Raw genomic sequence first — 19,499 nt, 5'->3', positions numbered from 1 at the left:
ATGTGTGGCATCGCGTTGAGCCTCGGCCCCGAGGCCGATCCGACGATCTTCCGGCGGATGCTCGCCACCCTCGCCCCGCGCGGCGAGGTCACCGAGACCCGCTACGAGAACGGCCTGCTCACCGGCACCCGCCGGCTGCCGATCGTGGACCGCGAACGCGCCGTGCAGCCATGGGCCTCCGCCGACGAGCGGTGGCTGCTCTGCTACAACGGCGAGGTCTTCAACCACCACGAGCTGCGCGCCGAACTCGTCCGGCTGGGCCACCGCTTCCGCGGCACCAGTGACACCGAGGTGGTGCTCGCGGCGTTCCTGCACTGGGGCGAGGGCATGGTGACCCGGCTGCGCGGCGAGTACGCCTTCGCCGTCGTGGAACGGGCCACCGGCCGGGGCTACCTGGTCCGGGACCCGCTCGGCGTCAAGCCGTTGTACTGGTGCCGCACGCCCGGCTGCCTGCACGTCGCCAGCGAGGTCAAGGCGCTGGTCGGGCACCGCGCCCCGATCGCCGAGGTGCCGCCCGGGCACCACGGCTGGGCCGAGCCCGACGGATCGGTCCGGCTGCGTCCGTACGTCGACCTGCTCACCCTCGGCGACGGGCTGCCGGTGGTGGACGACCCGGACGAGGCCGCCCTGCTCGTCCGTGCCGCCCTCACCGACAGCATCCGGATGCGGGTGGACACCGACCTCACCGTGGGGGTGGTGCTCTCCGGCGGCCTCGACAGCTCGCTGGCCCTGCTGCACGTACGCGAGATGCACCCCGACTGCGTCGCCGTCACGGTCGGCGTGCCCGACAGCCCCGACGTCGCGTACGCGCGGCGGCTCGCGAAGGACCTCGGGGTGCCGCACGAGGTGGTCGAGCTGCGCCCCCGCGACATCCGGCTGGCCGACATCCGCGAGACCATCAGGATGTCCGAGCTGACCGAGTACGGCGACATCATCAACGCGGTGGTCACCCTGCCGCTGTTCCGCCGGCTGCGCGAGCTGGGCGTGAAGGTGGCGCTCACCGGCGACGGCTCGGACGAGCTGTTCGGCGGCTACCCGATGTACCACGAGGTCGGTCCCGAGGCGTCCCGCCGGCTCTTCCTGCACAAGATCCGCAACCTCTGCCGTACCGAGTTGCAGCGCGTCGACCGGGCCGGCATGGGGCACGGGGTGGAGGCGCGCGTGCCGTTTCTCGACCTGAGCCTGGTCGAGCTGGCGATGCGGCTGCCGATCGGGCTGAAGATGCGCGAGGGGCAGGACAAGTGGATCGTCCGGCGGGCCTTCGCCGACCTGCTGCCGGACTACGTCCGGCGCCGGCCCAAGAACCCCATGTCGTACTCCTCGGGGCTGCACGAGCGGGCCCGGCTCTACAAGCCGCTCTTCGCCCGGCTGCACCGCTCGTTCGGCTACGACCTGCTCGAACCGGTGCGTCGCGACTTCGACAACGTGCTGACCCGGTGCGGCAACGACCTGGACCGGGCCATCGCCGACGGCCGGGCCCGGCCGGACTACACGGTGCTGGAACACGCCCGCGACCTGGTGGGCGCGGCGAAGTGGAACGCCGCCCCGATGGTGCGCCGGCTGGTCGGGCCGCGCCGCACGCGGGGCGACGAGGCGCCGCTGCCCGGGTGACCCGCGCTCGCCGAGGCGCAACCGTCGGACCGGTGACGATTGTGGACGGTCAGGCACGAAGGCGGGTTTTCCGTCCCCGGGGCCCGGGTATCCCGAGATCCTGACCGAGAGGCGGGTGACTGACATGAAGCGCAATCAATACCACGTCGTGCCGAACGGCGGCGGCTGGAAGGTCGAGCAGGGCAGCCAGGTCGTCGGCACGTTCGACACCAAGCAGCTCGCCGTCGACGCGGGACGCCGGGCGGCGCACGGCAACGAGCCGAGCCAGCTCGTCGTGCACACCTCCGACGGCAAGATCGAGACGGAGTACACGTACCAGAACGACCCGTACCCGCCGGCCGGCTGAGCGTCGCCGCGTCCGACCGGACACGAACGGGCCCGACCCCCTGCGGGGTCGGGCCCGTCGGCGCGTCGGGCGACTACCAGCTCAGGTAGCTGGGCTGGGTCTGCACGTTCAGTTCGCGGTACCGCACGAGGTTCGCCGACCAGGTGCGCCAGTCGGTCAGCTTCAGGACGTCGAGGCCCTTGACCATGTCGTTGGAGTAGATGTAGCCGTTGTAGTAGTACGCGGACCAGGTGCCACCGCCGACGAGCCGGTCGGCCGAGAGCGGGCCCCGCTCCCAGAACGCGATCTCCTTGGGGTTGGCCGAGTCGGTGAAGTCCCAGACGGAGATGCCGCCCTGGTACCACGCCTGGACCATGATGTCGCGACCGAGCACCGGGATCAGCGAGCCGTTGTGCGCCACGCAGTTCTCGGTGTCGGCGTTCATCCGGGGGATCTTGTAGTAGCTGCGGAAGACCATCTTGCGGGCGTCACCGCGACCGGTGATGTCGTAGATGGCGTCGGCGCCCCGCTCCGGACCGATGGCCTCGTTGCAGGTGGCCGCGCCGCCGCCGCCCAACTCGTCGGTGAAGACCACCTTGGTGCCGGCGTTGTTGAACGTGGCCGAGTGCCAGAACGCGAAGTTGACGGTGTCCCGGACCCGGTTGATCAGCCGGGGGGCCTCCCGGTTGGAGATGTCCATCAGGATGCCGTCGCCCATGCACGCGCCCGCGGCGAGGTTCTTCTCCGGGTAGGCGGTGATGTCGTGGCAGCCGGTGGTCGCCGAACCGCCGGGCCGGCCCTCGTAGCCGCCGTCCGGGAAGAGGTTCGGGGAGGCCACCACCGCCGCGTCGGTGGGCGACTTCACCGGCACCTTGACGATGGAGATGGAGTCGTGCGGGGGCTGGCAGTCGGGGAACTCCGCCCGCGGGCTGTACGAGGAGACGTACAGGTAAACGGTCTTGCGGTCCTTGCCCGGCACCAGGGTGTGGGTGTGCGAGCCGCAGGCCGTCTCCACCGCCTTGACGTAGCGCGGGTTGGCCTTGTCGCTGATGTCGAAGACCTTGATGCCCTCCCAGGACGCCTTCTCGGTCGCCGGCGCGCTGGTGCTGTTGCAGGAGTCGTCGCTGCGCGAGGAGTCGGTGGAGAGGAACAGCAGGTCACCGTGGACGGAGATGTCGTTCTGCGAGCCGGGGCAGTAGACCTGCGAGACCACGCTCGGCGCGCTCGGCCGGGAGATGTCGTAGATGACGAAGCCGTTGTAGTTGCCGGCGAAGGCGTAGCGGCCCTGGAAGGCCAGGTCGCTGTTGGTGGCGTCCAGCGGCGCCTGCTTCGGCAGGTTGGCGATCTGCCGGAGGTTGGGGCTGCTGACGATCTCGTCGACGCCCGGGATGGTGTTGGTGGTGTCCACGGTGCCCGATGGGGCGGACCGCGCCGCCACCCCGGCGCTTCCGGGTGTGGCGGTGGCGACGCTGGCGAGGAGAAGGCCGGCCGCGGCCAGGCTCACGGTGGTGAGCCGCCTGGCCCGCAGGGTGCGGAAACTGGTCATCGGCGACGCCCTTCGCAAGGGGATGGCGATTGTCCACACCCTACCGTCCGATGAGTTCCATCGATGTGATGCAGATCACATGAAAGCGCGTCTGTCGATGGATAGCATCGCCATGACCTCTACCGGGGGGAGTGGCCCATGACCAACCGCCGTGCGCGGACCCTGGCCATCGTCATATCCGCGTCGCTGCTGGCGGTGGTCGTCGTCGTCGCCGTCGTACGCTCCGGCGGCCCGACCACGGCGCCGGCGGGACAGGTCGCCGCCCCTGCCACGACGTCCGCCCCGGCGGACCCGAGCCGGCCAGCGGTGATCGTTCCCGGTCGGCCGGGCGAGACCGCCGCGGTCCGGCCCGCCGAGGAACTGCGCGACGCGGCCACGTCCCGGCACAACTCGATGGACGTCTGGTTCGTCCGGATGATGATCCCGCACCACGCCCAGGCGCTGGAGATGGCGGAGCTGGCCGGCGACCGCGCCGGCGACCCGGCCCTGCGCGCCCTCGCGGAGCGGATCCGGGCCAGCCAGGGCCCCGAGATCGGCATGATGCGGGGCTGGCTGCAGGCGCGCGGGCTCTCCACCGACGTGGCCGACCACGACCACGGCGGCATGCGGGGCATGCAGACGCCCGAGGCGATCCGGCAACTCGCGGCGACGCGGGGCGCCGAGTTCGACCGGCTCTTCGTGCGGATGATGACCGAGCACCACCAGGGCGCGGTCCAGATGGCCACCGACCTGCTCAAGGTCGGCTCCGACCTCACCCTGTCGGAGTTCGCCAACTCCGTCGCCACCGAGCAGACCGTCGAGATCGACCGGATGCGCGAGTTGCTGGCGTGACCCGGGCGGGCCGCCCGACCCGGCCCGGGGCGGGCGGCCCCTGACCTGCGGCACGTACGCTGGGTGACCGTGAACCGCACGATCCTCGGCCGCCCGTGGCGCGGCGTCGCCTTCGACGTCCTCGTCGCCGCCGTGGTGGTGCTCCTCGGCCTCGCCGGCCTGGCGAACCAGCCCGGCGGATGGAAGGCCACCCTGGTCAGCGCCGGCATGGCGGTGGCGCTGCTGTTCCGCCGGGACCACCCGTCGGCCGTGGCCGTGGCGGTGGCGGCGCTCGCACTGGTGCAGGTGCTCGCCGGGTGGGGGCCGCTGGCCTTCGACGTCGCCGTGCTGATCGCCCTCTACAGCGTGGTCAAGTACGCCGACCGGCTGCGCGACGGGATCCTCGCGGGTGTCGGGGCGGCCGTCGGGGTGGTGCTCGCCGGCATGCAGACCCAGGGCGTCATCGCCTGGTGGGCGACGGCGATCTACTACGGCCTGGTCACCGGGGCCGTCTGGCTGGTCGCGCTGAACGTGCGGACCCGCCGGCTCTACGTGCTCACCCTGGAGGAACGGGCCGCCACCCTGGAGCGGGAACGGGAGGCGGAGGCGCGCGCCGCCGTGGCCGGGGAACGCACCCGCATCGCCCGCGAGCTGCACGACGTGGTGGCGCACAGCATGGCCGTGATGATCGTGCAGGCCGACGGGGCGCGGTTCATGCTCGACCGGGACCCGGAGACCGCCCGCCAGGCGGTCAAGGTGGTTGCCGACACCGGCCGGCAGGCGCTGGAGGAGATGCGCCGGCTGGTCGGCGTACTGCGGGAGCCCAGCGCGCCGGACGCGCAGGCCGGGCCCGGCGCGGCGGGTGCGCCCGGCGGCTCCGGGACGACCGCCGACCCATCGCACCGCCGGCTGGCGCTGACGGAGCTGCCCGCCCTGCTCGACCGCTTCCGCGCCGCCGGCCTCCGGGCCCGGCACACGGTCACCGGGGAGCCGGCGCCGATGCCGCCCGGGCTGGAGCTGACCGTCTACCGGGTGGTGCAGGAGGGGCTGACCAACGCGCTCAAGCACGCCGGGGTCGGCGCCGGCGTCGAGGTCACCGTCGCCTGCGCGGGCGACGCCGTGGTGGTGCGGGTGGTCGACGACGGCCGGGGCCGCCCGCCGGTCAGCCCGGCGCCCTCCGGCGGGCACGGCCTGGTCGGCATGCGCGAGCGGGTTGGCGTGTACGACGGCAGCCTGACCGCCGGACCACGACTGGCCGGGGGCTGGCAGGTCGAGGCGCGGCTACCGCTACCGTCGACGTCCGCGACGACGGAGGTGACGGCGGCATGACGGTCCGCGTGGTGATCGTGGACGACCAGGCGCTGGTCCGCGCCGGTTTCCGGATGGTGCTGGACTCCCAGGCGGACCTCAAGGTCGTCGGCGAGGCGATCGACGGCGCCGACGCCCTGCGGCTGCTGGCCCGCGTCGAGGCCGACGTCGTGGTGATGGACGTCCGGATGCCGACCATGGACGGGGTGGAGGCCACCCGCCGCATCTGCCGGGACCGGCCCGCCGGCTCGCCCCGGGTGCTGGTGCTCACCACCTTCGACACGGAGCAGGACGCCTTCGCCGCGCTCCAGGCCGGCGCCAGCGGGTTCCTGCTCAAGAACGTGCCGCCGGAGGAACTGCTGGCCGCCATCCGGGTGGTCGCCCAGGGCGACTCGGTCGTCGCCCCGTCCATCACCCGCCGGCTGCTCGACCGCTTCGCCGGTCGGCTCGGCCCCGGGCCCGCCGAGGACCCCCGGATCGGCCAGCTCACCGAACGCGAGCGGGAGATCCTCCTGCTCGTGGCGCAGGGCCTGTCCAACGCGGAGATCGCCGCCCGGGTGCACGTCGCCGAGGCCACCGTCAAGACGCACGTCGGGCGGATCCTCGCCAAGCTCCAGCTCCGCGACCGGGTGCAGGCCGTGGTCCTGGCGTACGAGAGCGGGCTCGTCACCCCCGGCGGCTGAGCCCGGATACGACCCAGGTCGTACGGGCCCACCCCGTCAGGGGCGCCCCAGGTCGCAGCGGGGTCACCCCGCGCGGGTGGACGCGGTCGCACCGGCGGCGCCCATAGCGTCGGAGACGTCCCAGTCACGATCTCCACGGGGAGCTCCACGTGTCCGTCGCACCTCCCGCGCACGCCACCGCCGGCGTCGCGGTCGCCGCCCACGGCCTGTCCAAGCGGTACGGCTCCGGCCCGGCAGCCGTCGTCGCCCTCGACGGCGTCGACGTCGACTTCGCCGCCGGCCGGTTCACCGCCATCATGGGCCCCTCCGGCTCCGGCAAGTCCACGCTCATGCACTGCCTCGTCGGCCTGGACCGGCCCACCTCCGGCAGCGTGCGCGTCGGCGACGCCGACCTCGCCCGCCTCGACGACAAGCGACTCACCCTGCTGCGCCGCGACCGGGTCGGCTTCGTGTTCCAGAAGTTCAACCTGCTGCCGGCGCTGACCGCCGAGGAGAACATCGTGCTGCCCCTGGCCATCGCCGGCCGGCGCCCGGAGCGGGCCTGGCTGCGCCAGGTCGTCGCCGCGGTGGGGCTCGCCGACCGGCTGCGCCACCGCCCCGCCGAGCTGTCCGGGGGCCAGCAGCAGCGGGTGGCGGTGGCCCGCGCGCTGATCACCAAACCCTGGGTGATCTTCGCCGACGAGCCGACCGGGAACCTGGACTCGCGTTCCGGCGCCGAGGTGCTGCGCCTGCTGCGCGAGGCCGTCGACACCCTCGGCCAGACGGTGGTCATGGTGACCCACGACCCGTCGGCCGCCGGGCACGCCGACCGGGTCGTCTTCCTCGCCGACGGCCGGCCGGTACGCGACCTCACCGCGCCGACCGCCGAGCGCGTGCTCGACGCACTCGCCGGCCTCGACCCGGCGCGCGTACCGGCCGCCGGCCGCGAGGCGGTGACCCGGTGATCAGGACGACCCTGCGCCAGCTGCGCGCCGAGGCGCTGCGCCTGATGCTCTCGTCGCTGGCCATCGTGCTCGGCGTCGCGTTCATCGCCGGCACGCTGATCTTCGTCGACGGGATGCGCGCCGGCGCGTACGAGCGGGCCGGGGCGTTCGACCGGCACACCGACCTCGCCGTGCACTCCACCACGGACGACCCGCTGCCGCCCGCGCTGGTCGAGAAGGTGCGCGCCCTCGACGGGGTCGCCGCCGCCGAGGGCGAGCTGCTCGGCTCCGGCGGGATCGTGGGCGCCGACGGCCGCCCCGTGCTCGGCTACGCCGTCCTCGCCGCGATCCCCGTCGACGCGGCGCTGCGCTCGTACGACGTGGTGGCCGGCCGGTTGCCCGACCGCCCGGGCGAGGTGGTGCTGGACGCCGCGACCGTCGAGCAGGAGGGCTTCGCCCTCGGCAGCGGCGTACGCGTCGGCGGCGGCGGGGGAGCGGCCCGCCCGTACACCCTGGTCGGCACGGTCGACGTGGCCGGCACCGCCCGCGACGTCGGCGGTCCGTTCATCGGCCTGGTCGGCGCGGACGCCCTCGCGGTCACCGGCCAGCGGGGGTACGACCGGATCATGGTGGCGGCCCGGCCCGGCGCGGCCGACGGGACACTGGTCGAGCGGGCCGCCGGGGCCGTCGGCGCCGGCGCGACCGTCAAGACCCGGCAGCGCATCCTCGACGACGCCGTGACCGACGCGGTCCGCGACCTCGAGCAGTTCAACATGGTGCTGCTGACCTTCGCCGGCGTCGCCGTCGTGGTCGCCGGCTTCGTCATCGCCAACACCTTCGCCATCGTGCTGGCCCAGCGGACGCGGCGGACCGCGCTGCTGCGGCTGGTCGGCGCGACCCGGGGCCAGCTGTTCCGCGCCGCGCTGCTGGAGGCCGCGCTGGTCGGGCTGGTCGCCTCCGCCGCCGGCGTGCTGATCGGCGTGGCCCTGGCCGGCGGCATGAACCAGGTGATGACGAGGCTCGACGCGCCGGTCCCCGGCGGGCTCGCCGTCACCGCGTCGACCGTGCTGGTCAGCCTGCTCCTGGGCACGGCGATCACGATGGGCGCCGCCCTGCTGCCCGCGTGGCGGGGCACCCGCGTCGCCCCGGTCGCCGCGCTCACCGACGCGGCGGTCCAGCCCGCCCGGGGTGCCGGCCGGCTCCGGTTGACGGCCGGTGCGGTGGTCTTCGCCGCCGGGATCGCCGCGCTGGTCGCCGCCGCGTACGCCGTGCAGGTGGTCCTGGTGGCCGCCGGCGGCGTACTCACCTTCTTCGGGATCGTGCTCTTCGGCCCGGTGCTCGTGCCGGCGCTGGTCCGGGTGCTGGGGTGGCCGGCCCGCCGGCTGTTCGGTGCCACCGCCGGGCTGGCCGTGGCGAACGCCGTACGCAATCCGCGCCGGATCGCCGCGACCGCCACGGCCCTGGTGATCGGGATCGGTCTGGTGTCGGCCTTCGTGGTCGGCGCCCGCAGCACCAAGGACGGCATCGAGCGCAGCGTGGACGCCGAGATCGGGGTCGACTGGCTGGTCACCGGAATCGGCGGGGACCTCCCGGCACCGCTCGTGGCCGAGCTGCGCGCCCGGCCGGAACTGGCAGTGGTGCACGAGCAGCGCGGCGCCGTCGCCGCCGACGTGCGGGTGCAGGCCGCGCACCCCGCCCTGGTCGGCCGGACCCTGACCGGTGTCGTGTCGGGGCAGGTCGACCGGCTGGGCCCGGGACAGGTGCTGGTGCACCGGGAGTTGGCCGAGGCCCGGGGCTGGACGACCGGCTCCACCGTCACCGTACGCGGCCGGTCGTTGCGGGTGGCCGCAGTCGTCACCGCCGACGGGCCGACGCTCGCCGGCAGCCCCGTACCCGCCGGTCACGTGATCGAGGTGGTGGACGCCGACTTCGCCGCCCTCTTTCCGGACGAGCGGGGCTACCTGGCCGAGATCGACCCCGCCGACGGGGTCTCCGCCGAGCAGGCCCGGGCCGCCATCGAGGCGGTGGTCGCCCGGTACCCGACCGCCAACCTGATGGATCAGGGCGCCTACAAGAAGATGCTCACCGCCACCGTCGACATGCTGCTCGCCCTCGTCACCGCGCTGCTTGGCCTGGCCGTGGTGATCGCGCTGGTGGGGGTCGCCAACACGCTGAGCCTGTCCGTGGTGGAGCGGACCCGGGAGAACGCCGTGCTGCGCGCGGTCGGGCTGACCCGGGGACGGATGCGCGCCATGCTGGCCGTCGAGGCGGTGCTGATGGCACTGGTCGGCGCGCTGCTCGGGGTGGGTCTCGGCACCGGTGTCAGCGCCGCCGCGATGGCCCTGCTGGCCCGGATCAGCGGCGACTTCGCCGTGGTGCTGCCGCTGGGGCAGCTCGGGCTGATCCTCGGGGTGGCGGTGGCGGCCGCCCTGGTCGCCTCGGTGCTGCCGGCCCGCCGCGCGCTGTCGCGGCCCGTGGTCGAGGCGCTCGGCGACCAGTGACATCCGCTGCCCGGTCCCGCCGCCACGCGCCGGCGGGACCGGCCAGCGGCGCCGGGCCGACGACGCCTGTCCCGCCTCGACCGGTTCCTGCCGGTCTGGATCGAACCGATGTGCGGGGCCGGGCGCCGGTGCGCGGACGCGGGCGAGCGGCGACGGGACGGCGCTGGGCCGGGGGCGCGGTCAGCCTGCCGGGGGGTTGGCGGGCTCGACCGGCGTGGTCTGTGTCTCGGTCGGCTCCACCGGCGGCGGCGGGCTCTGCGTCGGGACGGCGGTGCTGGGCGACGGGCCCGGCGGTTCGGCGGTGCCGCTGGGCTCGGGGGACTCCGGGGCGTCCGACCCGCTGGGCTGGGGGGAGACCGGGGGCGCGGTGGCCGACGGCGAAGGGCTGGAGGTGGAGCCGGTCGGCCGGAACGGCCGGCCCGGGTTGGCGGGCTCGTCGTCCTGCTCCGCCGGCGCCTGCGCGTCGCCGCTCGGCTCCGCGGCCGGGGTGGTCGCCTGCGGCACCTTGACCGCCGGCGCGTCGGCCTCGCCCGAGGCGCCGAGCGCCGCACCGAGCCCGGCCAGCGCCACCAGCACGGCCGCCGCGGCGCCGACGAGGGTGCCGCGGCGCCTCCGACGGGCCACGCCGGCGGCGGCCGGCATGTCGGTGCGGGTGCCCGGGTCCACGCCGCCCACGGCTGCGGCGGTGGGCACCATGGCGGTGGCCGCGGAGGGGTCGGAGACGGCGGCCCGCGCGGCCTCGGCCATCGCCGCCGCGCTGCTGAACCGGTCGGCCGGGTCCTTGGCCAGGGCGCGGGAGACCAGCGCGCGGACCGCCTCGGGGACCTCGTGCGGCAGCTCCGGCGGCTCGTCGTCGAGGTGGCGCACGGCGACCTGCAACGGGTTGTCGCCGGTGAACGGCGGGCTGCCGCTGAGGCAGCAGTAGGCCACGGCGCCGAGCGCGTAGATGTCGGTCGCGCCGGACACCGGCCGGCCGGCGGCCTGCTCCGGAGCCATGTAGAGGGCGGTGCCGGGCACCGCGTTCGTGCTGGTGATGCTGGTGACGTTCGTCGACCGGGCGACGCCGAAGTCGACCAGCACGACGCTGCCGTCCTCCTGCACCAGCAGGTTGCTGGGCTTGACGTCGCGGTGCACGATCCCGCCGAGGTGCGCGGCGTGCAGCGCCTGCGCGACCTGCGCGACGATCCCCATCGTCTGGGCCACGTCGAGATGCCCGGCGGCCTCGATCCGCTTGGACAGGGGCTGGCCGGTCACGAACTCCATGACCAGGTAGTCGGCCCGGCTCCCGTCGGGCAGGTCGTCCTCGCCGCAGTCGAAGACCTGCACGATGCCCGGGTGGCGCAGCGCGGCCATGATCCGGGCCTCGGCGCGGAATCGGGCGATGAAGTCGGGGTCGGAGACCAGCGCCGGCAGCAGGACCTTGACCGCGACCTGCCGGCCGAGGACGAGGTCCTTGCCCCGCCAGACGTCGCCCATGCCGCCCGTGGCGACACGCTCGTCCAGGCGGTAGCGACCGCTGAGTACGACCTCCGATGACAACACAGCACCACCGTACCCAGACCCACCGGGATCGGCTCGCCGCCCGCCCCCGGCCCGGCCCGCGCCGGCCGCGACGCGGGGGCGACGCGACCCGACCCGGTTCGGATACCCTGTGACCGGCAGCGGACTGTGCGTGACGCCGATCCGCCCAGGGCGGCCCTACGCTGGATGAACGCGCCGCCGCCCGCGACCGTCGATCGGCGCAGCGTCGCGGGGCGTCGCGCCGTTACAGCGACGGGCCGGCCGAACGGCTAGATAATTCTCACTCTTTTGCCCGCCGAGTGGGCTTGCCCGATCGACCCGGCGCTCCTAGCGTTAGCCCGTCTCGGGCCCGCCCCACGGCGCCGCCGCGGCACCTGCGCCACAGGCCGTGCCGCCACGGCAGAGTCCGGACGTGCCGTCCGGGCGACGCGGTCCCGGGCGTGATCAGGTCAGCGGGGGGCTGAGGGTGCGGGATCAGGTCCGGTTGCCGGGCCGTGCTTGCCTCGCGCACGCCCACGTCGGCGTGCGCTGCCTGCACGTGTCCCCGGGACGAGAGCGGCGGCCGCATGGCGGGTGAGCTGAACGAGGCCGTCGTGGCGGCGCAGGCCGGCGACGAGGACGCCTTCCGCTTCCTCTACCGCAGCCTCCAGCCCGGCCTGCTCCGTTACCTGACCGCCCTGGTCGGCGCGGACGCCGAGGACGTCGCCTCCGAGACCTGGCTGCAGATCTCCCGTGACCTGCCCAGCTTCACCGGCGGCGAGTTCCGGGCGTGGGCTGTCACCATCGCCCGTAACCGGGCCATGGACCACCTGCGCCGGCAACGCCGTCGTCCGTCGCTGCCGGTGCCGGTGCAGGCGCTCGCCGAACTGGCCGGTGACGCCGACACCGCCGAACGGGCCGGCGAGACGATCGGCACCGAGGCGGCGCTCGCGCTGATCGCCACCCTGCCGCCCCGCGAGGCCGAGGCCGTGCTGCTGCGCGCGGTCGTCGGGCTGGACGCCGAGACCGCCGGGCGGGTGCTCGGCCGCAGGCCCGGTGCCGTACGCACCGCCGCCCACCGGGGACTGCGCCGGCTCGCCGCGATGTTGGAACGCCACGACCCGGCCCGGTCGCCGGCCGCGCCCGAGGCCGCCGTGACGCCGCGACCGCGTACCGGCGGACGGCAGGCGTCGCACGTCGAGCCGGCGGACGGTTGACGTGAGGGGATTCAGGATGTTCTTCCGTCGGACCGGGCGGCCTGCCGACCGCGGCGCGGCCGACCGGCTCCTCGACGACGCGCGGGCGGGCGTGCCCCGTACGCCGGAGACCGACGTGTCCGAGCCGCTCAGCCGGCTGCTCGCCGCCGCCGCCGCTCCGGCCCGTCCGGGCGAACTGGCCGGCGAGGAGGCCGCCGTGGCCGCCTTCCGGGCGGCCCGCGCGGCCGGACCAGCCACCGGGGGAGTCCCCGCGCCGCGCCGCCGCCGGTTCACCGCCGGCGCCGTGGCCTGGGGTGCGGGGATCGCCGTCACCGCCACCGCGGGCGCCGCCTTCGCGGCCGTCACGCTCGACCGGGCCGACGACCCGGCCCCGCCGAGGCCCCCCGCCACCCCGGCACCGGCCACCGCGTCGCCAACCACCTCGACGCCGCAGCGCGACGGGCCGACCGCAGCCACCGGCGGCGGCGACCCCACCGGAACCCCGCCCGGTGCCACCGCCCCGCCTGACTCGGGCGTACCTGGCCCCGGGAGCACCACGGGCGCCGCCCCGGGGACGCCGGAGCCGCCCACCGAGCAGCTGCGCGGCCTCTGCCGGGCGTACCTGGCGAAGAAGCCGGCGCAGCGGGAGCGGGCGCTGGACACCCCCGCGTTCGCCGGCCTGGTGACCGCGGCGGGCGGCCGTGGGCAGGTCGAGGGCTTCTGCGGGGACCTGGTGCCCGAGGCGGCGGCGGAGTCGCCGGAGTCGCCGACGAAGCAGAGGCCGTCGCCGACCCCGGGTCCGACCGCCGCCGACTGAGTCGTCCGCCCTTCTCCGGACAGCCCGCGTGGCCGCCACCGGCTGAGCCGGCGCGGCCGATTCCCCCGGCCGTCGCGGCGGGCCGGGGCCGCCCGTTTGCGCTGCACGTTCCGGCCGGTAGGACGAAATTCGTCTGCTAGACAGGAACGGGTGGGGTCGTCGCCGCCCTCGCCGATGACGGTGGGTGGCGTTACGGTGACACCGATCGGAAGTCTGCCGGGAAGGGAGACCGCCCTGTGGTGACGTCGCCGGAGCTCGACCGGACCACCGTTCTGCGGGAGTCCGCCGCCGCCGAGGGCCACCTCGCGCGCATCTGCTTCAAGACCGGTCCACCGACACACACCGGCGTCGAACTCGAATGGACCGTGCACGACGCCGCCGATCCCGCCCGCCCGGTCGACGGCGAGCGGCTACGGGCGGCTCTGGGGCGGCACAGCCCCCGCACCCTCGACCGCGCGAGCCCCGCCGATCCGCTCCCGCACGGTGGCACCGTGACCGTGGAGCCGGGCGGGCAGCTGGAGATCTCCACCGCGCCACGCTCCTCGCTCGCCACCCTCATCCACGCGACCGACCGCGACATCGCCGAGCTGAGCGGCCTGCTCGACGCCGCCGGGCTGGTCCTCGGCCGCAGCGGCATAGACCCGCACCGGCCGCCCCGGCCGGTGGTCGAAGGCCCCCGCTACCGCGCCATGCGCCACGTCTTCGACCGGCGCGGGCCGGCCGGCCGGACGATGATGTACAGCACCGCCGGCCTCCAGGTCTGCCTGGACGCGGGGGAACCGGAGCACCTGCCGGACCGGTGGGCGGCGGTGCACGCGCTCGGGCCGCCCCTGCTGGCCGCGTTCGCCACGGCCGACCGGCACGCCGGGCGCAGCACCGGCTGGGCGTCCGCCCGGATGGCGGCCTGGTACGGCATCGAGCCGGCCCGCACCCGTCCCGTCTGGACGCCGACGACCGACGTGGACCCCGTCACCGCCTGGACGAGGTACGTCCTCGCCGCGCCGCTGCTCTGCGTGCGCGGCGACGGCCCCGACTGGACGCCGCCGCCGGGGATCACGTTCGCCGACTGGGTCGACGGGGCGCTGCCCCGGCCGCCCACCACCGACGACCTCGACTACCACGTGAGCACCCTCTTCCCGCCGGTGCGGCCCCGGGGCTACCTGGAGCTGCGCTACCTCGACACGCAGCCGGGCCGCGGCTGGATGCTCCCGCTCGCGGTGCTGGCCGTCCTGCTCGCCGACCCCGCCACGGTCCGCGCGGCCCGCGACGTCGCCGGTCCGGTGGCGCACCGCTGGTACCCCGCCGCCCGCCACGGCCTGCGCGATCCGGCGCTGGCCGCCGCCGCGGCGGACCTGTTCGACCTGGCCCTCGCGGCCCTGCCCCGGCTCGACCTGCCGGCGGCCCTGCACGACGACATCGACCGAGGCGTACGGCGGCGGCGCGACGCCGCGGGAAGGAGCCACCGGTGACCGGGACGACCACCCAGTCGACGGGCGCGGAGCAGCTGCGCAGCCGGATCGCGGCGGAGCTGGCACGCACCCGTGCCCGCACGGCCCTGCTGACCGAGGCCGTCGACGAGGCCGACCTGGTGCGGCAGCACTCGCCGCTGATGTCCCCGCTGGTCTGGGACCTCGCCCACGTCGGCAACCAGGAGGAACTCTGGCTGGTCCGGGACGTGGGCGGGCGCGAACCCGTACGGCGGGACATCGACGACCTGTACGACGCGTTCAAGCAGCCCCGCCGGGACCGCCCGACGCTGCCGCTGCTGCCCCCGCAGGAGGCCCGCGCCTATCTGCTCACCGTCCGGGACAAGGTGCTCGACCTGCTGGACCGGGTCGCGTTCACCGAGCGACCGCTGGTCGCCGACGGGTTCGCCTTCGGCATGATCGTGCAGCACGAGCAGCAGCACGACGAGACGATGCTCGCCACCCACCAGCTGCGTGCCGGCCCGGCGGTGCTGCACGCCCCGCCGCCGCCGGAGCCGCGCGTGCGGGTCGACGCCGAGGTGCTGGTGCCGGCCGGCGAGTTCACCATGGGCACCGACACCGACCCGTGGGCACTGGACAACGAGCGCCCCGCCCACCGGGTCCATCTGCCGGCGTACGTCATCGACGCCGCGCCGGTGACCAACGGGCGCTACCGCGAGTTCATCGCCGGCGGTGGCTACGACGACCCGCGCTGGTGGAGCCCCGACGGCTGGCGGCACCGCCGGGAGGCGGAGCTGGTCGCGCCGATGCACTGGCGACGCGACGGCGACGGCTGGGCCTGCCGGCGGTTCGGGCTGTGGGCGCCGGTACGCGACGACGAGCCGGTGGTGCACGTCTGCTTCCACGAGGCGCAGGCGTACGCCGCGTGGGCCGGCAAGCGGCTGCCGACCGAGGCGGAGTGGGAGAAGGCGGCGCGCTGGGACCCGGCCACCGGCCGCTCCCGTCGCTACCCCTGGGGCGACGACGACCCCACCGCCGAGCACGCCAACCTGGGCCAGCGGCACCTGTGGCCCGCGCCGGTGGGCGCCTACCCGGCCGGCGCCTCGCCGCTGGGCGTGCACCAGCTCATCGGCGACGTGTGGGAGTGGACCTCCACCCCGTTCCGGGGGCACCCCGGCTTCACCGCGTTCCCCTACCGCGAATACTCGGAGGTCTTCTTCGGCGACGAGCACCGGGTGCTGCGCGGCGGGTCGTTCGGCACCGACCGGGCCGCCTGCCGGGGCACCTTCCGCAACTGGGACTTCCCGATCCGGCGGCAGATCTTCAGCGGCTTCCGCTGCGCCCGGGACGCCCGGCCGGAGGAGGCGCAGCCGTGAGGACGGACTCGCGGGGCGGTGCCGCCTGATGTGCCGCCACCTGGCCTACCTGGGGCCGCCGGTGACCCTGCGGGAGCTGCTGTTCGACCCGCCGTACTCGCTCGTGCGGCAGTCCTGGGCGCCGCGCGACATGCGCGGCGGAGGGACGATCAACGCCGACGGCTTCGGCATCGGCTGGTATCCGGGCGACGGGGAGCCGGTGCGCTACCGGCGCTCGCAGCCGATCTGGAGCGACCCGACCATCGCCCAGCTCGCGGAGGTGACCTCGGCCGGCGCGGCGCTGGCCGCCGTCCGCTCCGCCACCGTGGGCATGGCGGTGCTCGACGGGGCCGCCGCCCCGTTCGCCGACGGGCGCTGGCTGTTCAGCCACAACGGGGTGGTGCGGGGCTGGCCCGACTCGATGGTCCCGCTCGCCGCCACCCTGCCCGTACGCGACCTGCTCACGCTCGACGCGTCCACCGACTCGGCACTGCTGTGGGCGCTGGTGCGCCACCGGCTGCGGGCCGGGGTGAAGCCGGCGCGCGCCATCGCCGAGACCGTGACGGCGGTGGCGGCGGCCGCACCCGGTTCCCGGCTCAACCTGCTGCTCACCGACGGGCGCACCGTGGTGGCCAGCGCGGCCGGGCACGCGCTGTCGATCCGCGCGACGCCGGCCTCGGTGCTGCTGGCGTCCGAACCGCACGACGACGACCCCGGCTGGCAGGCGGTGCCGGACGGGCGACTGGTGGAGGCCACCGCGACGGGGGTGCGCGTCCATGCCCTCGCCGAGGTCTGACCGCCGGTCGACAGGGACTTTCCACCCGACGACGAAGGGGATGACATGAGCGCGGAGCCGCTGGAGATCCACCTGGAGGAGCAGGACCTGGGCCGCAGCCTGCGGGAGGACGTCCGCACCGGCCTGACGGCCGAGGAGAAGTGGCTGCCGCCCAAGTGGTTCTACGACGCCCGCGGCAGCGAGCTGTTCGAGGAGATCACCCGGCTGCCGGAGTACTACCCGACCCGGGCCGAGCGCGCGGTGCTGGCTGAGCGGGCCGCCGCGATCGCCGAGCTGACCGGGGCGAAGACGCTGATCGAGCTCGGTTCGGGCTCGTCGGAGAAGACCCGGCTGCTGCTGGACGCGTTCACCCGCCGGGGCGGGCTCGGCACGTTCGTGCCGCTGGACGTGTCGGTCAGCGCGCTGCGGCAGTCCACCGCCGAGATCGCCGCCGACTACCCGGGGCTGCGGGTGCGCGGCATCGTGGGGGACTTCACCCGCCACCTGGACCGCCTGCCGACCGGCGGGCGCCGGCTGGTGCTCTTCCTGGGCGGCACGATCGGCAACCTCCTGCCGGCCGAGCGGGCGCGGTTCCTCGCCGCGATGCGGGCCGCGCTGGAGCCGGGGGACTGGTTGCTGATCGGCACCGACCTGGTGAAGGATCCGGCGGTGGTGGTGCCGGCGTACGACGACGCGGCCGGGGTCACCGCCGAGTTCAACCGCAACGTGCTGCGGGTGGTCAACCGGGAGCTGGGCGCCGACTTCGACCCGGACGGGTTCGCCCACGTCGCGCTCTGGGACGCCGAGCGGGAGTGGATCGAGATGCGGCTGCGGGCGCGGCGGCCGATGCGCGTACGGGTGCTGGACCTGACGGTCGCCTTCGCCGAGGGCGAGGAGCTGCGTACGGAGGTGTCGGCGAAGTTCCGGCCAGAGGGGATCGCCGCCGAGCTCGGCTCGGCCCGCTTCGCCGCCCACGACTTCTGGACCGATCCGGCCGGCCTGTTCGGCGTCACGCTGGCCCGCGCCGAGTGACGGGTGCGGCGCGCCAGGTGACCGGCGGGTGAGCATCTTCACCCGCCGGGGCCGGGCCGATCGGTGATCGGCTAGGCTGGGCGGCGCGAAGGGGAGTAGCCCCCAATGTCGTGGTCGACACACTGGTGCGTTCCGCATCCGGCCACGCGGCCTCGTCATCCGAGGCGGGCGAGACCTTCGACCCAGGCTGTTGCAGCCGGGTCGAGGGCGCCCCGTACCTCCTCCCGGCTTGATCCGGAAGGATGTCATGGAAGGTTTCCTCGTCGCGCTGGTCGTCAGCTTCGGCGTCATCTTCGTCGCCGAGCTGGGGGACAAGTCCCAGCTGATGGCCCTGACCTTCGCCACCCGCTTCAAGACCGTGCCGGTCCTGATCGGGATCACCGTCGCCACCGCCGTGGTGCACCTGGCCTCGGTGGCGATCGGTTACGGGCTCGGCGCCGCGCTGCCGACGGAGTGGATCTCGCTCGTCGCGGGCCTGGCGTTCCTCGGTTTCGGCGCGTGGACCCTGCGCGGTGACTCGCTCACCGAGGAGGAGAAGCGCAAGGCCGAGAAGAGCAGCAAGTCCGCCATCGTCGCGGTGTCGGTCGCGTTCTTCCTGGCCGAGCTGGGCGACAAGACCATGCTGGCCACGATCACCCTCGCCACCCAGTACGGCTGGTTCGGCACCTGGCTCGGCTCCACGATCGGCATGGTGGCGGCGGACGCGCTCGCCATCCTCGTGGGGCGGATGCTCGGCCGGCGGCTGCCCGAGAAGACCATCAAGTACGGCGCCGCGGTGCTCTTCGCGATCTGCGGGCTCTGGCTGATCCTGGAGGCCGTCACGCAGCTCACCTGACGGCCGACCACCGCCCCGCCGGCCACTGCCGCCCGCCGGCCACCGCCGCGCCGCCGGCCACTGCCCCGCCGCCGGCCACTGCCCCGCCGCCGGCCACTGCCCCGCTGGCGGCCGACTACCACCCCGCTGGCGGGGTAACGCCAGCGGATGGGTGTCGAGGAGATCCTGCGCCACGGCTACCAGATCCTGGTCACCGCGGTGGAGGTCGCCGGGGCGGTGGTCATCTTCGTCGGGGCGGCGTGGGCGGCGCTGCGGTTCGTGGTCGAGGGGCTGCGGCACCGCAGCGCCGCCGTGTTCACCCCGATCCGGCTCTCCCTGGGGCGGTTCCTCACCCTCGGGCTGGAGTTCCAGCTCGCGGCGGACATCCTGCGTACGGCGGTGTCGCCGACCTTCGCCCAGATCGGGCAGTTGGCGGCCATCGCCGCGATCCGGACCGCGCTGAACTACTTCCTGGGTCGGGAGATCCGCCAGGAGCAGCAGCAGGTGCGGGGGGCGGAGCGCGGCGGGTGATCCGGGTTCTGGTCACCGCCGTCACGGCGGCCGCCGCCCTGGCCGGGCTGGCGGTGCTGGTCGGCACGGGCTCCTGGCGCTCGGCGATGCGGGTGCTGCTGGACCTGCTCACCGCCGCCGGCCTGCTGCGGCTCGCCGGCGGCCAGGACTGGCCGGACCTGGCCGCCGCGGCGGCGATCGTGCTGCTGCGCCGGCTGCTCTGGGCCGCGCTCACCGCCGGCGCGCCGCCCGGGCGCGTCCACAACCCGCCGCAGCGGGCACCGGACGCGCCCGGATGAACAGCGCGCCCCGACCCGGCGCGGTGCACCCTGATCCGGCGCCAGCCCGGCAGAGCCCGCCCGACGC

Annotated in this window: 18 protein-coding genes; 16 read left to right on the top strand and 2 right to left on the bottom strand. The window is 75.0% G+C overall.

Features of this window, described 5'->3' with window-relative positions:
* Both CLT72_RS07785 and CLT72_RS07780 read left to right on the top strand, forming a co-directional pair.
* Positions 1 to 1,611 (top strand): asparagine synthase-related protein, encoded by a 1,611-nt coding sequence (locus tag CLT72_RS07785; protein ID WP_101410367.1) that lies wholly within the window; start codon positions 1 to 3, stop codon positions 1,609 to 1,611.
* Between the two features lie 124 nt (positions 1,612 to 1,735).
* Entirely contained in the window at positions 1,736 to 1,957 is a 222-nt protein-coding gene (locus CLT72_RS07780) for a DUF2188 domain-containing protein (protein WP_101410365.1), read from the top strand.
* Positions 1,958 to 2,030: 73 nt separating this feature from the next.
* Here the strand turns inward: CLT72_RS07780 and CLT72_RS07775 are convergent, their stop codons facing one another.
* On the bottom strand, positions 2,031 to 3,482 hold the full coding sequence (locus CLT72_RS07775) for an LVIVD repeat-containing protein (RefSeq protein ID WP_101410363.1): 1,452 nt from the start codon (positions 3,480 to 3,482) through the stop codon (positions 2,031 to 2,033).
* Between the two features lie 138 nt (positions 3,483 to 3,620).
* Between CLT72_RS07775 and CLT72_RS07770 the strand changes: the two genes are divergently transcribed.
* From CLT72_RS07770 to CLT72_RS07750, 5 genes are all read left to right on the top strand, one after another.
* The gene (locus CLT72_RS07770; RefSeq protein WP_101410361.1) at positions 3,621 to 4,313 is read left to right on the top strand and encodes a DUF305 domain-containing protein; all 693 of its coding nucleotides are present in this window, start codon (positions 3,621 to 3,623) and stop codon (positions 4,311 to 4,313) included.
* A gap of 63 nt (positions 4,314 to 4,376) precedes the next feature.
* Complete coding sequence (locus tag CLT72_RS07765) at positions 4,377 to 5,621, top strand: sensor histidine kinase (protein ID WP_101410359.1); 1,245 nt, start codon at positions 4,377 to 4,379, stop codon at positions 5,619 to 5,621.
* On the top strand, positions 5,618 to 6,283 hold the full coding sequence (locus CLT72_RS07760; protein ID WP_101410357.1) for a response regulator: 666 nt from the start codon (positions 5,618 to 5,620) through the stop codon (positions 6,281 to 6,283). Before CLT72_RS07765 ends, CLT72_RS07760 begins: the two co-directional genes overlap by 4 nt.
* A 149-nt stretch (positions 6,284 to 6,432) precedes the next feature.
* The gene (locus CLT72_RS07755; protein ID WP_101410355.1) at positions 6,433 to 7,227 is read left to right on the top strand and encodes an ABC transporter ATP-binding protein; all 795 of its coding nucleotides are present in this window, start codon (positions 6,433 to 6,435) and stop codon (positions 7,225 to 7,227) included.
* Positions 7,224 to 9,707 carry an FtsX family ABC transporter permease gene (locus CLT72_RS07750; protein WP_101410353.1) on the top strand — a complete coding sequence of 828 codons (2,484 nt, stop codon included), beginning with the start codon at positions 7,224 to 7,226 and terminating at the stop codon, positions 9,705 to 9,707. Before CLT72_RS07755 ends, CLT72_RS07750 begins: the two co-directional genes overlap by 4 nt.
* 180 nt (positions 9,708 to 9,887) lie before the next feature.
* Here the strand turns inward: CLT72_RS07750 and CLT72_RS07745 are convergent, their stop codons facing one another.
* Entirely contained in the window at positions 9,888 to 11,249 is a 1,362-nt protein-coding gene (locus CLT72_RS07745) for a serine/threonine-protein kinase (RefSeq protein WP_101410351.1), read from the bottom strand.
* A gap of 545 nt (positions 11,250 to 11,794) precedes the next feature.
* On the opposite strand from CLT72_RS07745, the gene CLT72_RS07740 reads away from it, so the two are divergent.
* The 9 genes from CLT72_RS07740 to CLT72_RS07700 all read left to right on the top strand — a co-directional run bounded on the left by CLT72_RS07740 (position 11,795) and on the right by CLT72_RS07700 (position 19,432).
* Positions 11,795 to 12,424 carry an RNA polymerase sigma factor gene (locus CLT72_RS07740; protein ID WP_101410349.1) on the top strand — a complete coding sequence of 210 codons (630 nt, stop codon included), beginning with the start codon at positions 11,795 to 11,797 and terminating at the stop codon, positions 12,422 to 12,424.
* 16 nt (positions 12,425 to 12,440) lie between these two features.
* Positions 12,441 to 13,220, top strand: a complete 780-nt coding sequence (locus CLT72_RS07735) for a hypothetical protein (RefSeq protein ID WP_101410347.1) — start codon at positions 12,441 to 12,443, stop codon at positions 13,218 to 13,220.
* 236 nt (positions 13,221 to 13,456) lie between these two features.
* Positions 13,457 to 14,689: an ergothioneine biosynthesis glutamate--cysteine ligase EgtA gene (gene egtA, locus CLT72_RS07730; RefSeq protein ID WP_101410345.1), complete on the top strand. Its 1,233-nt coding sequence runs from the start codon at positions 13,457 to 13,459 to the stop codon at positions 14,687 to 14,689.
* A complete protein-coding gene (egtB, locus tag CLT72_RS07725) occupies positions 14,686 to 16,023 on the top strand; it encodes an ergothioneine biosynthesis protein EgtB (RefSeq protein WP_101410343.1) in 1,338 nt (445 codons plus the stop codon). The genes egtA and egtB overlap by 4 nt, the downstream gene beginning before the upstream one ends.
* A gap of 28 nt (positions 16,024 to 16,051) precedes the next feature.
* Positions 16,052 to 16,798, top strand: coding sequence for an ergothioneine biosynthesis protein EgtC (egtC, locus tag CLT72_RS07720; RefSeq protein WP_101410341.1), 747 nt, complete (start codon positions 16,052 to 16,054; stop codon positions 16,796 to 16,798).
* Between the two features lie 45 nt (positions 16,799 to 16,843).
* The gene (egtD, locus tag CLT72_RS07715; protein ID WP_101410339.1) at positions 16,844 to 17,809 is read left to right on the top strand and encodes an L-histidine N(alpha)-methyltransferase; all 966 of its coding nucleotides are present in this window, start codon (positions 16,844 to 16,846) and stop codon (positions 17,807 to 17,809) included.
* A 247-nt stretch (positions 17,810 to 18,056) separates the two neighbouring features.
* Positions 18,057 to 18,644, top strand: a complete 588-nt coding sequence (locus CLT72_RS07710) for a TMEM165/GDT1 family protein (protein ID WP_101410337.1) — start codon at positions 18,057 to 18,059, stop codon at positions 18,642 to 18,644.
* 147 nt (positions 18,645 to 18,791) lie between these two features.
* On the top strand, positions 18,792 to 19,154 hold the full coding sequence (locus CLT72_RS07705) for a DUF1622 domain-containing protein (protein ID WP_089000051.1): 363 nt from the start codon (positions 18,792 to 18,794) through the stop codon (positions 19,152 to 19,154).
* Entirely contained in the window at positions 19,151 to 19,432 is a 282-nt protein-coding gene (locus CLT72_RS07700; protein ID WP_101410336.1) for a hypothetical protein, read from the top strand. Before CLT72_RS07705 ends, CLT72_RS07700 begins: the two co-directional genes overlap by 4 nt.
* Positions 19,433 to 19,499 lie beyond the last annotated feature (67 nt).

The organism is Micromonospora sp. CNZ309 (assembly GCF_002846525.1).
Note: the sequence above shows the minus strand (reverse complement) of the source record. Positions and strands in the feature narration are given on the sequence as shown.